The sequence below is a fragment of the Paenibacillus sp. Y280 genome, from assembly GCF_056786335.1.
On the sequence record NZ_JBXCIW010000007.1, the window covers coordinates 139,095 to 154,858 of the forward strand.

Here is a 15,764-nt window from a genome sequence, read left to right on the forward strand (position 1 = left end):
TCTCTATAGCTGATCACGACCGGAGGTAATGGCTTGTTCTGGACAGTCATTTGGTTTATCGTCAACATGCTGTTTGTCGTTTCTATTATTACTTTTTTGTTTATGCATCGCTCGTATTCGGAAACGAAGCGGCAATCAAATGATGCTGCCCTCATCAAAAAGCTGAATGCTAGGCGCAAGCTGGTTGGCTTTCTTAGTATCGTACTGTTTCTTGCGATGTCGGCTAGCTTTATGATTAACATGCGTTTAAACGGTTAGGAGGCTCTCATTGACGAGAGCTTTTTTTTTCGTCATTATGGAGATAGACAATATAGAGTCCGGAGGTTCGACATATGCACACAATGGAAGACATTATAAGACGCATGTCTGGTCAAGGGTTGCGGATTACGGATCAAAGAAAGACGCTTGCCAAGCTGTTTTCGGAGACGCAGGGCTATTTGGCTCCGAAGGAAGTTTATGAATATATGGGAAGATCCTATACGGGGCTAAGCTTCGATACCGTTTACCGAAACCTTCGTGTTATGGAAGAGCTTGGCGTGCTGGAGCAGGTTATTTTCGAGGATGGCGGCAAGTTTAAGCTTCATTGCAAAGAAAATGATCATCATCACCATATGATTTGCTTGCAATGCGGCATGACCTACCCGATTACTTACTGCCCGATGGAGCAGACTAACGTTCCTGAGGATTTCCGTGTTGTGAAGCATAAATTCGAGGTGTTCGGCTACTGCAAGGAATGTGTTCAGGATGAGCCTGCCGTAAGCGAAGCCTAATGTCGAAACAACGAAAGATGCGACGGGTGACGCTGGCGCCGATTCATTTTTACCGCAAGTTCATTTCTCCGCTTACCCCGCCCTCATGTCGTTTTTATCCGACCTGCTCGATGTATGCGCTGGAGGCGATCGAGAAGCATGGGGCTGCCAAAGGCTCATGGCTAGCGATGAAGCGTATCGCAAGATGCCATCCGTTTAACGCTGGAGGGTACGATCCTGTGCCGCCCGCAAAAAACGACAAGATAGATGCTCCTTGACAGAGAGGGTTCTATTTCGGTATATTTTGATTTATAAACCAATCAAGTTTTTCCTAGTTTACTACATATGTCCGAGGAATGGATAAGTACAATAGAAGAACTTTCGCAGAGAGCCGGGATTTTGGGTGGAAGCCGGCAGGGGATACTATTGGAAAATGGTCCAGGAGGATTCGCTTTCGAGCTGCAGCATTTTAACAATGGCTGGGTAAGGGGGCGACGCGAAGCTGGCGTTAACGGCGATAGCCGCCATGAAGGCGGCACACGAAGCTTTCTCGAAATGCCTGGTCTAATGGCGATGTTCGAGATTGAAATTTGGGTGGTACCGCGTGAGTTCTAACTCTCGTCCCATGATGGACGGGAGTTTTTTGCGTTTTTTTAAGATAAAAAATCAAATAGGAGGATTCATATGACAAACAAAAATACGTTTTATATTACGACGCCGATTTATTATCCGAGTGATAAGCTTCATATCGGCCATGCTTATACGACGGTTGCGGGTGATGCAATGGCGCGTTACAAACGGCTTCGCGGCTTTGACGTCTGGTATTTGACTGGAACGGATGAGCACGGGCAGAAGATCGAGCGCAAAGCGAAGGAAAAGGATCAAAGTCCGCAGCAGTTCGTCGACGATATCGTCGTTGGCATTAAGGACCTATGGGCGAAGCTTGAAATTTCCAATGACGATTTCATTCGCACGACGGAAGAGCGCCACAAGCTGGTGGTCGAGAAAATATTCGCCAAGTTTTTGGAGCAGGACGATATTTACAAGAGCACCTATGAAGGCTGGTACTGTACGCCGTGCGAATCCTTTTTCCTTGAGCGCCAGCTAGTAGACGGCAATTGTCCGGACTGCGGCCGTCCGGTTGAGCTCGTAAAGGAGGAAAGCTATTTCTTCCGGATGAGCAAATATGCGGATCGCTTGCTTAAGTACTATGAGGACAACCCGGATTTCATTCAGCCGGAATCGCGCAAAAACGAAATGATCAACAACTTCATTAAGCCTGGCCTTGAGGATTTGGCTGTATCGCGCACGACGTTTGATTGGGGCGTTAAAGTGCCGGGAGATCCAAAGCATGTCGTTTATGTATGGATTGACGCATTGTCTAACTATATCTCAGCGCTTGACTACGGCAACGAGGGCAAGGATCAGAAGTTCCAAGATTTCTGGCCTGCAGACGTTCATTTGGTCGGCAAGGAAATCGTTCGTTTCCATACGATTTATTGGCCAATTATGTTGATGGCGCTTGAGCTGCCGCTGCCTAAGAAGGTGTTTGCGCACGGCTGGCTGCTGATGAAGGATGGCAAAATGTCGAAGTCGAAGGGCAATGTCGTTGATCCGGTTATGCTGATTGATCGTTACGGGTTGGACGCGCTGCGCTATTATTTATTGCGAGAGGTGCCATTCGGAGCCGACGGTACATTCACGCCGGAAAACTTCGTCGAGCGGATCAACTTTGACCTTGCCAATGACCTTGGCAACCTGCTTAATCGGACAATCGCAATGATTGACAAATACTTTGACGGCGTTGTACCAAATTACTCAGGTACGGTAACTGCTTTCGACGATTCCTTGCAGAAGCTTGCGAGTGAAACGATCGTACAGGTGGAGTCAGCACTCGAAACGATGGAGTTTTCCGTGGCGCTGGCGACGTTGTGGCAGCTTGTAAGCCGTACGAACAAATATATTGATGAAACCCAGCCTTGGGCGCTTGCCAAGGATGAGGCTAAGACCGGAGAGCTTGCATCGGTCATGTACCATTTGGCGGAATCGCTCCGCATCGTCTCGATCCTTCTTCAGCCGTTCTTAACGCATGCTCCCCGTGAAATGTGGAAGCAGCTTGGCCTTGAGCCAGGCGAGTTGACGGCATGGGAGAGCACGAAGCAATTCGGGTCGCTGCCAGGCGGAACGAAAGTAAGCAAAGGCTTGCCTTTGTTCCCACGTCTTGATACGGCTGAGGAAGCTGCCTTTATAGCAGCTGCAATGGGCGGCGGAACGCAAGCTGAGCCAGCAGCGGATCAACCTGCTGCAGCGGAAGCAAAGGCAGCAAGCGAAACGCCTCAGGCGGCAGTAGAGTCGAAGGAAGAGATCGCGATTGATGACTTCGCGAAGGTAGAGCTTCGTGTCGCACAGGTAATAGCGGCAGAGCCTGTGAACAAAGCCGATAAGCTGCTTAAGCTGCAGCTGGATCTTGGTTACGAGCAGCGTCAGGTCGTTTCCGGCATCGCTAAGTTTTATACACCGGAGCAAATGGTTGGCCGCAAAGTCATTTGCGTAACGAACTTGAAGCCGGTTAAGCTGCGTGGGGAATGGTCGCAAGGCATGATACTAGCTGCTTCGCATGGCGATCAATTGACGCTGGCTGCTGTGCCAGACGGCATGCCAAACGGCGCGGTTGTCAAATAGACTAGTAAGTTTAGCTGAGTAAAAGAGGGTGCTCCAGAAGTCTGATGACTTCCGGGGCATCCTTCTTTTATAGCCTATGAATCTCATGCTTCTTCTCAGGCGACAGCGAGTTGTCATATTTCGCTTTATTTTCGTCAATACAAGTAATCGATAGGCTTCAGGTCGGAATATAAGCAAGCTTTTTACTTAGAAATATGGTTGACAGTCTATTTAAAGGCATCGTATAATACAAAACGTAATCATAACGATTACGAAGAAGAGAGAGACAGAATGGAGAGAACACCAAATGAAAGATTCGAAATTGAAAACATCGATACGCTCTGCGGCGTTAGGCCTGCTTCTGACCGCTATGCTGCTTGTGATGGCAGCTTGCGGCAATAACAACAATGCAAGTTCGCCAGCGGATTCGACGAATGATAGCTCGGCTGCAACAAATAAGGCTGGTGCAAGTCAGATCAGCGTCGTTACAAGCTTTTATCCTTTATATTTTCTAGCATCGGAAATCGGCGGAGAACATATTAAAGCAGTAAATCTAATCGCTGCCGGCGTAGAGCCGCATGACTGGACACCGAAGAGCCGTGATCTGAGCACCGCCTCGAAGGCAAAGCTGTTCCTCTATCACGGCGCAGGCCTTGAGGGCTGGGTAGATGCTTTTCTGAAGGGCTTGTCCAAGGACAGCGCGGTTGCTACCAAAGAGATTAGCAAAGGCATAGCACTTATCGAGAGCTCCGAGGAAGAGCATGCAGATGAAGAAGCACATGAGCATGGCAGTGCTGATCCGCATACTTGGGTTAGCCCTAAATCAGCGCTTAAGCTAGCTGAAAATGTTAAAAATAGTTTGATCGAAGTCGACAGCGCAAACCAAGCAGACTACGAGAAAAACTATGAGGCTTTGCTTGCGAAGCTGGAAGCCATCGATGCAGACTACACGGCCAAGCTTGCACAAGTACCGAATAAAAACATCGTTACCTCCCACGAAGCATTTGGTTACTTAGCTCGTGATTATGGCTTGAAGCAACTATCCATCATGGGTCTTAACCCGGATGCGGAGCCGCGCGCGCAGGATTTGCTGGACATCGCGAAGTTTGTTAAAGCAAACAAAGTCAAATATATTTTCTTCGAAGAGCTGGTGTCCGATCAGCTTGCACAGACGCTGGCGAGTGAAGCTGATGTCGAGACGATGGTGCTTAACCCGCTGGAGGGCTTGACGCCAGAGCAAGAAAAGGAAGACCAAACCTACTTAACACTGATGGAACGCAACTTGCAAAATCTTGTGCAAGCATTACAATAGAACAAAAGGCAATCCAACAGAGCTGCTGCAGCTCTGTATTGCTGTGAGGAGAGAAGAAGTTATGGCGCAACCGAATCGAATAACTATTGCCGACGCTAGCTGCCACCAAGAGGTTATCTCATTGGAGGACGTCTCCTTTTCCTTCCAGCAGCAGAATGTCATCTCGGATTTAAGCTTTGCTGTTAAGGAACGAGACTTCATTGGCTTAATTGGTACGAATGGCGCTGGAAAAACGACGCTGCTGCGAATGATTGTTGGCTTGCTAAAGCCTACAAGCGGCACGATCCGTTTATTTGGAGAACGAATAGACAAGTTTAAGCAATGGGAGCGTATCGGATACGTTCCGCAAAAAAACGCATTAAACCCGCTGTTCCCGGCTACGGTGCGAGAGGTTGTTCTATCCGGGCTTTATGGGCGGAGCAAGCTGTTTAAGAAGATGAACAAGGCGGATTTCATTAAGTGCGAGGATGCTCTGCACGCGATGGGTATCGAGGACCTGAAGGATAAGCGAATCGGCCAGCTGTCGGGCGGTCAGCAGCAGCGTGTATTTCTAGCCAGAGCGCTGGTCAATAGTCCGTCATTGCTCATTTTGGATGAGCCAACAGTTGGGATTGATACGGAGACGCAGGAGAGCTTCTTCCATATGATCAAGCATATGCATCAGCATCATAATATTACGTTTCTAATGGTTTCCCACGACTTGGATATGATCAGGTCCTACCTTGGTCAAGAGCCGGCTGCAACGAACGGGAAGCTTAAGTTTCACATCAAGCATTCGCATGAAACGCAGGACTGCGTGGAAAATGACCTTGCACACAGCCTAAAAGGGCTGCGACAACAAATGGAGAGCAGGAAAGAGGTTGTTTTGATTGGAGATCGTAACTAGCGAATTTTTTCAACGAGCCCTAATTGGCGGGTTGCTCATCGGCGTAACTGCCCCGCTAATGGGCTTATTTCTTGTGCTGCGCAGATTGTCCATGATTGGAGACACCTTATCTCATGTCTCTATAGCCGGCGTAGCGCTCGGATTTTTGATTGGCGTGTACCCCATCGCGGTGGGGCTGTTGTTCGCCATCGCAGCATCCTTTGCCATCGAGAAGCTTAGGAAAGCGTACAAAACTTATGCGGAGCTGTCTATCGCTATCATCATGTCCGGCGGGGTTGCCCTAGCCTCATTGTTTTTTACGATGGGAAAGGGTTTTAAAAATGTGGACAGTTATTTGTTCGGCAGCATTTACACCCTGAACAGCAACGATCTTTATGTAATCGGAGGAGTTACGCTTATCGTTCTCGCTGCGATTTGGCTGCAGGTCAAGGAGCTTTTTCTCATTACGTTTGACGAGGATGCGGCTGCAGTAAGCGGCTTGCCCGTGAAATTTTATAATGTTATGATTAGCGTGCTTACCGCACTTATTATTAGCGTTTCTATTAAAATTGTGGGAGCGCTGCTAGTATCCGCATTGCTTACGATACCTGCTGCATGCAGCTTGATCATTGCAAGAAGCTTCCGGCAAAGCGTCATTACGGTCGTGGTCGTTGGCGAGCTGGCTGTGATCATCGGTCTGCTCATGGCAGGTGTATGGAATTTAGCGCCAGGCGGCACGATTGTACTTTTGCTTATTGCGGTATTGCTTTTGCTGCTCGTCTTCCGCCGCGGTGTCCGAGCAGGCAGTTGATTCGAATTGGGGTGATCAGGCATGTCTGATATTAACATTTGGCTGGCATTCGGTGCCGGCTTTGCATCGTTTATTTCGCCTTGCTGCTTGCCGCTATATCCCTCCTATTTATCATACATAACGGGAATATCGGTGGCGGATCTCAGGGGAAATGCGAATGCAAAACAAAAACGTATGCTCACGATGTCGCATACGCTGTTTTTTATCTTGGGCTTCTGTACCGTTTATTACGCTTTGGGCTACGGTACGAATGTGTTTGCCGAGTTTTTTAGTGAGTACAGGCAGCTGATTAGACAGATATCAGCTATTTTGATCATTTTGATGGGACTTTTTCTAATCGGATTATTCCAGCCGCAGCTGCTTATGAAGGACCGGAGAATGAACCTTATTCCGAAGAAAGCGAGCTATGTGAGCTCTTTTATTTTTGGGATCGGTTTTTCGGCAGGCTGGTCGCCATGCATGGGTCCTGCTCTGACAGCTATATTAGGATTAGCAGCAACGGAGCCTGGAACATGGTTTCGATTGACGACTGCCTACGCACTAGGCTTCGCGATTCCTTTTTTTGTCCTTGCCTTTTTCCTTGGGACGGCAAGATGGATATTGAAATACTCCGCAACCGTTATGAAGATCGGCGGAGCGGTAATGATATTGATGGGTATTTTGCTATTTACCGATCAAATGACCAAAATAACGATTTGGCTGAACGTCATTACGCCGGAATGGCTTGCTTTTTAAAAAGCAGCGAATTTACGTAAAATATTCTATTTTCGCTTCTGGAAAATGCTCAAAGATGCGCTCCGATATATACATGCGGAGCGCATTTGCTTGTTCATCGGGGTATACATATTTCCCTTGTCCCCAGCGGCCCCATTTGTATTTACGCTTCTCGATATCCATTTCCAGCTTCGTACGCGGATAGCGCTTTTCGATTACCGCTTTGGCTGTCTTGGTAAAGCGATGCTGGATCAGTTCAAAGGTGAGATCCTTCGTTGCCTCTGGCGGGAGTGCTGCTGCAAGCGACGATATTAGCTCGCCATAGCCTTCCTCCCAGCCTTCATGCCAAATAATCGGGGCAATAATGAAGCCCATTGGATAACCCGCTCCAGCTACCTTAGCGGCGGCCTCAATCCGTTGTTCGAATTTTGACGTAGCAGGCTCAAAATGTTTAATGACATATTTATCATTGACGCTGAACCGTATGCGCGTATGGCCGTTGTGCTTTGCGTCTAGCAAGGAATCCACATGATGAAATTTGGTTACGAATCGAAGCCTGCCATACTCCTGAGCCCCCATAAATTCGATGAGCTCGCGCAGGCTTCCCGAGATGGGCTCAAGTCCAACGGGATCTGAGGTACAGGCCGCTTCAAAGCGAGTAATCTCCGGCTTCCTCTCGTCAATATAGCCCTGTGCAGCCTCAATAATATCGTCTATATTGACGTACACCCGAATGTAAGGCTTAGCGCCTAAAGTCGTCTGTAAATAACAATAATGACAATGAGCCATACAGCCTGTAGCAATGGGAATCGCATATTCGGCTGAAGGCTTGGAGGTGTCGAATTTCAACGTTTTGCGGATGCCTACGACTAGTGTGCGCTTGGCAATTTTGTACTGCTCGAGTTCCGTATCGCCAGGCAAATTCGTAATGCGGTTGTGAGAGGTCGTCATCCGGTATGGAATGCCCTCCTGCTTGACCCATTCGAATATTCGCTTGCCTTTTGGATAATCGAGCGCAGACGGTTCGAAATAAACGAGCTCAGGAACGAAGGAGAGGGTGGAGCGATCCGGTTTGGGTCGACCTGTAATAGCTGTGCTCATCTGTCATTCCTCCTGTAGATAAGTCGCAAACGAATACGGTTATTGTGTGAAGGAGATGAGCGGCTCAAACTGGAAAGTTCATGCGTTTTTTGCGCTGCATAATTGGTTATCGAAATTCGAACAGGTTGCAGTGAGCATAATGAACAGTGTATGATACATAGAGTAACGCCTAAGAGACAAGGTGAAGAAGTATGGTTAGGGGGTTCTTCAGTGCCGACACCGAGCATGGAAGACTACTTGGAAAGAATTTATAAGCTGATTGATGAAAAAGGTTATGCGCGTGTTTCGGACATCGCGGAAGGACTAGAGGTGCATCCTTCATCGGTCACCAAAATGATTCAAAAGCTCGACAAAGATAATTATTTGATTTATGAAAAGTATCGTGGGCTTGTCCTGACCAATAAAGGCAAGAAAATGGGGAAAAGGCTAGTCGACCGGCATCAGCTGCTGGAATCGTTCCTTACCACAATCGGCGTGCAGGACGAAAATATTTATCAGGATGTTGAAGGAATTGAGCATCATTTAAGCTGGGATTCAATTACTTGCATTGAGACGCTGGTTGAATACTTCCGCCGCGACTCTCAAAGAATGGACGAGCTTCGCGCTGTTCGTGCGGAAATGGACAGCGAGTAATACATAAGGTGTAGGTTCAAACAAACAAAAAAGAAGGTCTGCAGCTTTGCCGCAGACCTTCTTTTTTGTTTGTTAATGATATTTTGGCAAATCGTCGTCATCCTTGCCGCCTTCGATAACGCGGAATGGTACGGTTTTGGAGCGAGGCTTGTTGGTTTTCATCTTCGCAGCGGTAGCTCGGCTTTGCTTGACCTCAGTTCGGCCTCGCTGCGCGCTGCTTCCTCTTAAGAAGGCAGGCGGATATTTATAAAGCAGGAAAATACCGCCAAGCACCATGATCGGAATAATAAATGCTGCCGGGCTTTGAACAACACTATACACGAGGCCAATCGCCAGCAACACGAGTATAGTGATGGACCAAATATTCCATTTGCTCGGTACTCTGCTCATTGTAATACCGCCTTTCCTTGTTTGAATATCGTTTATTTCATTTGTTTATCAAGCTCTAGCATCCGTTTGAAGGAAGCGATGGATACGGCTACTTGCTCATCGCGCGGCTCCTTTGTCGTAAGCAATTGCAGCCACAATCCCGGGTAACCGAGGTAGCGGAGAAAAGGAATCTCACGCAAAGCATTTGTCCAGCGCAGCACCTCGTATGAAAGGCCAAGAACGAGCGGAAGCAGAAGAATACGGATGTAGACACGTTCCCAAATGGAATCCCATGTGAAGAACGGAAGCGAATAGACGACAACGCCTACGATAACCGTAAATACGATAAAGCTTGAGCCGCAGCGATAGTGAAGACGGCTGTACTTCTGTACATTGCTTATGCTGAGCTCCTCGCCGGCTTCATAAGCGCTAATCACTTTATGCTCAGCACCGTGATATTGGAATAAACGCTTAATAAGCGGAGTCATGGAGATGAAATATAAATACGCTAGCAACAAAATAATTTTGATAAGACCCTCTAATAAATTATGACCGACCTTGTTCTCAAATACCCCTGAGAATAGCAATTCTTCAAGCGCAGCAGGTGCTGCCGTAAAAATAAGCTTGCCGAAAATAAACGAAAGCACACCCGCTACGGCGACGCCTACCAGCATGCTGAGGCTCCAGCCTTGTTTTTTTTCATCCTTCGCCTTGACCGCTTGGTCAGCCGAAGCGGCATCTTTTTCCTCGCCGGCTTCATCCTCCGCATAGGTCTCCATGGAAAAATTCAAATGCTGCGAGCCTTTGGCGCTGGATTCCAAAATGCCGACTACGCCTCGAACGAGCGGAATTTTTTTTAAGGCTTGAATCCAGCTCTTGGATGTGCGGGGTACCTCATAAAATACGATTTCATCATTTTTGCGTCGGACAGCTGTTACGTTAACGTGTTTGCCAGCAAACATTACGCCTTCAATAACCGCTTGTCCGCCATATATGCTTCGGGAGTCTTGCGGCAAGTGCTTGTCACCTTCCTTGAGTGGAATATCGTCTTAGTTGTTCCGACGAATGAACCTATAACTATGTAAGTCTATTGTACTTTATCTATAAGCTAATTGCCAACGCCAGCATGTTGGAAACGGAATGCTTTAATGGAAGCTGGCGGTTATGGATCGGATTTATTTCGCATACTAAGCTTAGGCAAAGATCAATACCAGAATGGAGGCACTTCAATATGGGAAAAGGAAAACAGAAACAGAAACAGAAACAGAAACAGAAAAACGAATATGTGAACCATCATACGAACCCATGGCTATTTTCGATCAAAATCGGTTTCTTTGCAGGCTTAATCTGGGGAATCATCCGCTGGATGTTCTATGAGATGAAATTTACGAGTATCCTTCCCGGCTTTGCGGCAGATCCTTTCTTCAAAAGCTCCTTTCTGAAAACAGCATGGGGTGAAGTTGTAGGAATTGCATCTTTCGTCCTTTTTTCAATAGCTGCAGCCTTAATTTATAAGGTTGTGCTCGGCCGCTTGCGTGGGCCGTGGCCTGGCATCTTGTATGGCGCAGCATGGTGGGCAATCCTCTTTGCAGCTGTCGGCCCTATGCTTGGCATCATGGAGAGCGTAAGGAAAGCTGGCTGGAATACGCTTTACACCGAGCTTTGCGTCTTTTTGCTATGGGGTGTATTTATCGGTTATTCGATCGCCTTTGAGTTTACAGACGAAGCTTCGCGGGAGCCTATAAACGCGCATTAACGAGTTCTACTTCTCAAGCGGCGGACATTTGTGGTAAAATGGCTATTGATCTTTGAACCTATGATGGATTCGGTTGCTTGGGAGGTGCATTCATGCACAAAATCGTTGTTTTGAACGGACCGAACCTCAATATGCTCGGTATCCGCGAGCCTGGTGTGTACGGGACAGAAACGCTTGGTTTCATTGAGTCGCTCTTGAGGGATAAAGCCGAGGCGCTTGGCGTCTCCGTTGAGTTTTTCCAAACGAATCATGAGGGCGATATGATTGATCGCATACATAGTGCTTACGGAAAGGCAGACGGTATTCTCATAAACCCTGGCGCTTGGACGCATTACAGCTATGCGCTGCGCGATGCGCTCAGCACCGTGGGGCTGCCGATTGTCGAGGTGCATATGTCGAACATTCATAAGAGAGAATCGTTTCGACATGTATCCGTCGTCGCCGCGATCGCAGTCGGACAAATTGCCGGCTTTGGCTCTCAGAGCTACGAGCTAGGCTTAACTGCGCTGGCACTTCATTTGCAAAAATCGTAAACAGTTGTTAAAGAAAGGGTGAAGCGGTTATGCCAAACGCTAGAGTACAACGGTTGCGAAAGCTGATGGAAGAACATCGCTTTGAAGCGATTTTAATTGGGAGCGAGCATAATCGACGCTACATAAGCGGCTTCACTGGCTCGTCAGGCATGGTGTTGATTACACAAAACGACAGCTACTTGCTTACTGACTTCCGCTATCGTACACAAGCGCCTCAGCAAGCGGTCGGCTTTCAAATTATCGAGCACGGGCCAAGCCCGCTTGAGAATGTGCACGAGCTGCTGAAGCAAGAAAAGCTGACTAAGCTTGCTTTTGAGCAGGACCATGTTGTATACAGTGAATTCACAGCTTGGTCGAAAACGCTCGGCGGCATTACGCTTGAGCCTGCTTCGGGCTTGGTAGAAAAGCTCCGTATCATTAAAGACGAGGCTGAGCTGCAAATTATGCAAGAGGCCGCTGACCTTGCGGACAGCACCTTCAACCATATTTTGAAGATCATTCGCCCAGGCGTTCGTGAGACCGATATCGCGCTTGAAATGGAAGTGTATATGCGCAGTCATGGCGCGACATCATCTTCCTTCGACACCATCGTTGCGTCGGGCGAGCGTTCCGCATTGCCGCATGGTGTTGCTAGCGACCGGATTATCGGCGACAACGAATTCGTAAAGCTTGATTTTGGCGCCTACTATAATGGCTATTGCTCCGATTTGACGAGAACAGTCGTAGTTGGAACGCCGACAGCCAAGCATTTGGAAATTTACAATATCGTTCTTGAAGCACAGCTGCATGCGCTTGCGCATATCAAGCCGGGCATGACCGGCCGCGAGGCTGATGCATTGTGCCGCGATATGATTACGAAGTACGGATATGGCGATCTGTTTGGACATGGCACTGGACATGGCCTTGGCATGGAGATCCACGAAGCGCCTAGATTGTCCAAATTAAGCGACTCGATTTTAACCCCCGGCATGACGGTCACGGTTGAACCCGGCATTTACGTACCAGGCTTTGGCGGCGTACGCATTGAGGATGATATCGTTATTACGGAAACCGGTATTAAAATATTAACCTCATCCCCGAAGGAACTAATTACTTTGGGGTAAGGACTATTCATTCAGGAGGGAATCAGCAATGATTTCAGTAAACGATTTTAAAACAGGCTTGACCGTGCAAGTTGACACAGATATTTTCACCGTTCTTGACTTTCAACACGTTAAGCCGGGCAAAGGCGCTGCATTTGTTCGCTCTAAGCTGAAAAATCTTCGCAACGGCAACGTTGTTGAGAAAACGTTCCGTGCGGGCGAGAGCATCGGCCGTGCCATTATCGAGAACCGTGAAGTGCAATACCTTTACAACTCCGGCTCGGAGTACACGTTCATGGATAACGAAACGTTTGACCAATTCAACTTGGACAAGAAGCAGCTTGAGTGGGAGCTTAATTTCTTGAAAGAGAACATGAACGTCAACATTTCGAGCTACCAAGGTGAAATTCTTGGTATTCAAATGCAAAACAGCGTTGATCTGAAAGTTATTGAAACAGAGCCAGGCGTTAAGGGCAACACGGCGCAAGGCGCAACAAAAACAGCTAAGGTTGAAACGGGCCTTAACGTTCAAGTTCCACTGTTCATTAACGAAGGCGACGTATTGCTGATCGATACTCGTGAAGGCAAATACATCTCGCGCGCTTAGCAAGCAGCTGATTCAACCGTCCGATTCATTCGGGCGGTTTTTTTGCAGGCGGATATACCCATACTTGCGCCTGTTGTGGTATAATATTGACTTGTATGTATATGTCAGGGTTGGGAGTGAATCAGCTTTGTCGTTAATCGTGATGAAGTTTGGCGGCAGCTCCGTTGGAACGCCGGAGCGGATGCAGCGCGTAGCAAAACGCATAATTGAACGGCAGCAGGAGGGCAACGATATCGTTGTCGTCGTTTCTGCTATGGGAGATACGACTGACGATTTAATTGATCAGTCAAAACAGCTAAATCCGAACCCGCCGGCGCGGGAAATGGATATGCTGTTAACGGTTGGAGAGCAAATTTCGATAGCATTGCTGTCGATGACCGTTCACCAGCTTGGAGCTAAAGCTGTATCCTTTACCGGCTGGCAAGCAGGCATTCGCACAGAAGCGCTGCATGGCAAGGCGAAGATGACGAGCATTAACCCTGAGCGTGTGTTCAAAGCGCTTGAGCTCGGCAATGTTGCTATTATTGCAGGTTTTCAAGGGATGACGGAAGACGGCGAAATTACGACGCTTGGCCGTGGCGGCTCGGATACAACAGCGGTCGCAATGGCAGCAGCCATGAACGCGGACGTTTGCGAGATTTATACGGACGTGGACGGCATTTATTCAACCGATCCTCGCGTCGTCAAAAACGCTCGCAAGCTGAACGAAATTTCTTACGATGAAATGCTTGAGCTCGCTAATTTGGGCGCTGCTGTCTTGCACCCGCGTGCGGTGGAATATGCCAAGCACAACAATGTGAAGCTTGTCGTACGTTCAAGCTTTACCCAAAACGAAGGTACAAGTGTGAAGGAGGAAGCGGTCATGGAGCAAGGCGTGGTCGTTCGCGGCATCGCGTTTGACAAAAATGTAGCTAGAATAAGCATTATGGGTGTTGAGGATGTGCCAGGCGTGCTTGCAAATGTGTTTGGCGCGCTTGCCAGCAATGGCATCGACGTCGACATCATCGTACAAAGCGGCGTGCAGGATGGCAAAGCCGACTTCTCCTTTACCGTATCTGGCGATGACGTGGATAAATCGATCTCGGTTATCGAAGGGATCCGCAGCACGGTTCCATATCGTGAGACGACTTCGGAATCCAACCTTGTGAAAGTATCTATCGTGGGAGCAGGCATGGTCAGCAACCCGGGCGTAGCCGCAAAAATGTTTGAAACGATTTCCAAGCTTGGCGTAAGCATCAAGATGGTAAGCACCTCGGAAATCAAATGCTCATGCGTAATTATTGCAGAGCCGCTCAGCGATGTTGTGCGCGCGCTTCATACCGCATATGCGCTTGATACCGCAGAGCAAGCATTCGTAGGCGGCCCGCAAGACCGTCGTTAATAGATTTGGTTTCTACAAAGAAAGAAGGCATGTTCCGTAATTGGAACATGCCTTCTTTTTTTTGCATGCACTTCATCAAATTCTCGTTAATTGATCACCATTCAATCGAGGTACCTCGTTAAATATATCAATTGCAGAGCATGCTTCAATATCTTTCTTCATCCCCAGCTTCAGTAGTTTTTTCCCCGTCATTCCATTCATAATCGTCTCTTTGACATGATTCGAACGATTTCGGTACAGCGCCAGCATAGCCGATCCGAAATCATCCATTTCAACTGTAATATGGCTTAACGCATGAAGCCTATCAAGCACAAGACCCGCGCATAAACCATCTTCAATCGCAAACTCATCATGGCTGCCCGCGCATAAAATAACGATATCCCGCCTCAGCTCGACAGCCACTCTGGCACATGCCTCAGCATTAAGAAGCGAAGCGGTCAGCACATGGTCTGCGCGCATCGATTTATGGATAGCCCGCGTACCGTTTGTCGTTGTCAGCACGATTCTTTTGCCTGCAACGACCTGCTCCGTATATTCATCCGGCGAGTTGCCTAGGTCAAAGCCGGCGATTTTCCGGCAGAAACGCTCGCCCCCAAGCAAATCTCCCGGACGCTGCAGCGCTCGCGCTTCCATGACGGTTTCAGCAGGGATGATGCATGATGCGCCGGCAGCGATTGCGGTAACGATGGTGCTAGTCGCCCGCAGCACGTCGATAATGATGGCCGTTTTATGATGAAATCGCGCTGAACTAGCTTCATTCACACTCGAAATAACCTGTACTTGCATGCTCGATATTCCGCCCTTCTCTCATTCCATGCCTTACTATATGCATTTGCCTATGGGCAGGTGCCGTCATGAAAGGTAGACAAGCGTGCATATAAATAAGCAGCTAATTAAATTTTGAAGGGAGGTCATTTGATCATGCTGAACAAAATCGTATTGACTATGGCGTCGCTGCGCCTTACTTCGGGAACGATTGAAATCTGCGCAGCGCTGCTGATGCTTCGCTTAAACCAAATCGACAAAGCACTGGTCGTAAACTCATCGCTAGCTTTGGTCGGTCCGCTCATTCTGATCGCTACGACAACGGTAGGTCTTGTCGGGATGTCTGACAGGCTGTCGCCGTCCAAGTTTCTATGGGTTGGAGCTGGCGTCATTTGCCTGATGATAGGCATTTTGAAAAAATAATA

20 protein-coding genes are annotated in these 15,764 nt (G+C 48.1%); 16 read left to right on the plus strand and 4 right to left on the minus strand.

The window, feature by feature from the left end; translation table 11 throughout:
- Positions 1–33 precede the first annotated feature (33 nt).
- The 9 genes from AC1TPC_RS11680 to AC1TPC_RS11720 all read left to right on the plus strand — a co-directional run bounded on the left by AC1TPC_RS11680 (position 34) and on the right by AC1TPC_RS11720 (position 7,133).
- Positions 34–258 (plus strand): hypothetical protein, encoded by a 225-nt coding sequence (locus AC1TPC_RS11680; RefSeq protein ID WP_482067029.1) that lies wholly within the window; start codon positions 34–36, stop codon positions 256–258.
- A 74-nt stretch (positions 259–332) separates the two neighbouring features.
- On the plus strand, positions 333–770 hold the full coding sequence (locus tag AC1TPC_RS11685; RefSeq protein WP_482067030.1) for a Fur family transcriptional regulator: 438 nt from the start codon (positions 333–335) through the stop codon (positions 768–770).
- Complete coding sequence (gene yidD, locus AC1TPC_RS11690; protein WP_482067031.1) at positions 770–1,027, plus strand: membrane protein insertion efficiency factor YidD; 258 nt, start codon at positions 770–772, stop codon at positions 1,025–1,027. The genes AC1TPC_RS11685 and yidD overlap by 1 nt, the downstream gene beginning before the upstream one ends.
- 148 nt (positions 1,028–1,175) lie before the next feature.
- Positions 1,176–1,364: a hypothetical protein gene (locus AC1TPC_RS11695; RefSeq protein WP_482067032.1), complete on the plus strand. Its 189-nt coding sequence runs from the start codon at positions 1,176–1,178 to the stop codon at positions 1,362–1,364.
- 69 nt (positions 1,365–1,433) lie between these two features.
- A complete protein-coding gene (metG, locus tag AC1TPC_RS11700) occupies positions 1,434–3,431 on the plus strand; it encodes a methionine--tRNA ligase (RefSeq protein ID WP_482067033.1) in 1,998 nt (665 codons plus the stop codon).
- A 286-nt stretch (positions 3,432–3,717) separates the two neighbouring features.
- Positions 3,718–4,722, plus strand: a complete 1,005-nt coding sequence (locus AC1TPC_RS11705; protein WP_482067034.1) for a metal ABC transporter solute-binding protein, Zn/Mn family — start codon at positions 3,718–3,720, stop codon at positions 4,720–4,722.
- A gap of 61 nt (positions 4,723–4,783) precedes the next feature.
- Entirely contained in the window at positions 4,784–5,608 is an 825-nt protein-coding gene (locus AC1TPC_RS11710; RefSeq protein ID WP_482067035.1) for a metal ABC transporter ATP-binding protein, read from the plus strand.
- A complete protein-coding gene (locus AC1TPC_RS11715; RefSeq protein ID WP_482067036.1) occupies positions 5,592–6,398 on the plus strand; it encodes a metal ABC transporter permease in 807 nt (268 codons plus the stop codon). The genes AC1TPC_RS11710 and AC1TPC_RS11715 overlap by 17 nt, the downstream gene beginning before the upstream one ends.
- A 21-nt stretch (positions 6,399–6,419) precedes the next feature.
- The gene (locus AC1TPC_RS11720; RefSeq protein ID WP_482067037.1) at positions 6,420–7,133 is read left to right on the plus strand and encodes a cytochrome c biogenesis CcdA family protein; all 714 of its coding nucleotides are present in this window, start codon (positions 6,420–6,422) and stop codon (positions 7,131–7,133) included.
- 12 nt (positions 7,134–7,145) lie between these two features.
- Here AC1TPC_RS11720 and splB read toward each other — a convergent pair whose 3' ends face one another.
- Positions 7,146–8,213: a spore photoproduct lyase gene (splB, locus tag AC1TPC_RS11725; RefSeq protein ID WP_482067038.1), complete on the minus strand. Its 1,068-nt coding sequence runs from the start codon at positions 8,211–8,213 to the stop codon at positions 7,146–7,148.
- 210 nt (positions 8,214–8,423) lie between these two features.
- Between splB and mntR the strand changes: the two genes are divergently transcribed.
- Positions 8,424–8,846, plus strand: a complete 423-nt coding sequence (mntR, locus tag AC1TPC_RS11730; protein WP_053376766.1) for a transcriptional regulator MntR — start codon at positions 8,424–8,426, stop codon at positions 8,844–8,846.
- Between the two features lie 72 nt (positions 8,847–8,918).
- On the opposite strand, the gene AC1TPC_RS11735 is transcribed toward mntR, so the two are convergent.
- Positions 8,919–9,236, minus strand: coding sequence for a hypothetical protein (locus AC1TPC_RS11735; RefSeq protein ID WP_482067039.1), 318 nt, complete (start codon positions 9,234–9,236; stop codon positions 8,919–8,921).
- 32 nt (positions 9,237–9,268) lie between these two features.
- Complete coding sequence (locus AC1TPC_RS11740; protein ID WP_482067040.1) at positions 9,269–10,231, minus strand: DUF1385 domain-containing protein; 963 nt, start codon at positions 10,229–10,231, stop codon at positions 9,269–9,271.
- A gap of 215 nt (positions 10,232–10,446) precedes the next feature.
- On the opposite strand from AC1TPC_RS11740, the gene AC1TPC_RS11745 reads away from it, so the two are divergent.
- The 5 genes from AC1TPC_RS11745 to AC1TPC_RS11765 all read left to right on the plus strand — a co-directional run bounded on the left by AC1TPC_RS11745 (position 10,447) and on the right by AC1TPC_RS11765 (position 14,574).
- Complete coding sequence (locus tag AC1TPC_RS11745) at positions 10,447–10,971, plus strand: YqhR family membrane protein (protein WP_482067041.1); 525 nt, start codon at positions 10,447–10,449, stop codon at positions 10,969–10,971.
- Between the two features lie 92 nt (positions 10,972–11,063).
- Positions 11,064–11,504 (plus strand): type II 3-dehydroquinate dehydratase, encoded by a 441-nt coding sequence (gene aroQ, locus AC1TPC_RS11750; RefSeq protein ID WP_482067042.1) that lies wholly within the window; start codon positions 11,064–11,066, stop codon positions 11,502–11,504.
- A 29-nt stretch (positions 11,505–11,533) separates the two neighbouring features.
- Complete coding sequence (locus AC1TPC_RS11755) at positions 11,534–12,607, plus strand: M24 family metallopeptidase (RefSeq protein ID WP_482067043.1); 1,074 nt, start codon at positions 11,534–11,536, stop codon at positions 12,605–12,607.
- Positions 12,608–12,635: 28 nt separating this feature from the next.
- Positions 12,636–13,193, plus strand: coding sequence for an elongation factor P (efp, locus tag AC1TPC_RS11760; protein WP_441942164.1), 558 nt, complete (start codon positions 12,636–12,638; stop codon positions 13,191–13,193).
- Positions 13,194–13,320: 127 nt separating this feature from the next.
- A complete protein-coding gene (locus AC1TPC_RS11765) occupies positions 13,321–14,574 on the plus strand; it encodes an aspartate kinase (protein ID WP_482067044.1) in 1,254 nt (417 codons plus the stop codon).
- A 75-nt stretch (positions 14,575–14,649) separates the two neighbouring features.
- Here the strand turns inward: AC1TPC_RS11765 and AC1TPC_RS11770 are convergent, their stop codons facing one another.
- Positions 14,650–15,360 carry a 2-phosphosulfolactate phosphatase gene (locus AC1TPC_RS11770; RefSeq protein ID WP_482067045.1) on the minus strand — a complete coding sequence of 237 codons (711 nt, stop codon included), beginning with the start codon at positions 15,358–15,360 and terminating at the stop codon, positions 14,650–14,652.
- Between the two features lie 135 nt (positions 15,361–15,495).
- On the opposite strand from AC1TPC_RS11770, the gene AC1TPC_RS11775 reads away from it, so the two are divergent.
- Complete coding sequence (locus AC1TPC_RS11775) at positions 15,496–15,762, plus strand: YqhV family protein (RefSeq protein WP_482067046.1); 267 nt, start codon at positions 15,496–15,498, stop codon at positions 15,760–15,762.
- Positions 15,763–15,764: the final 2 nt, after the last annotated feature.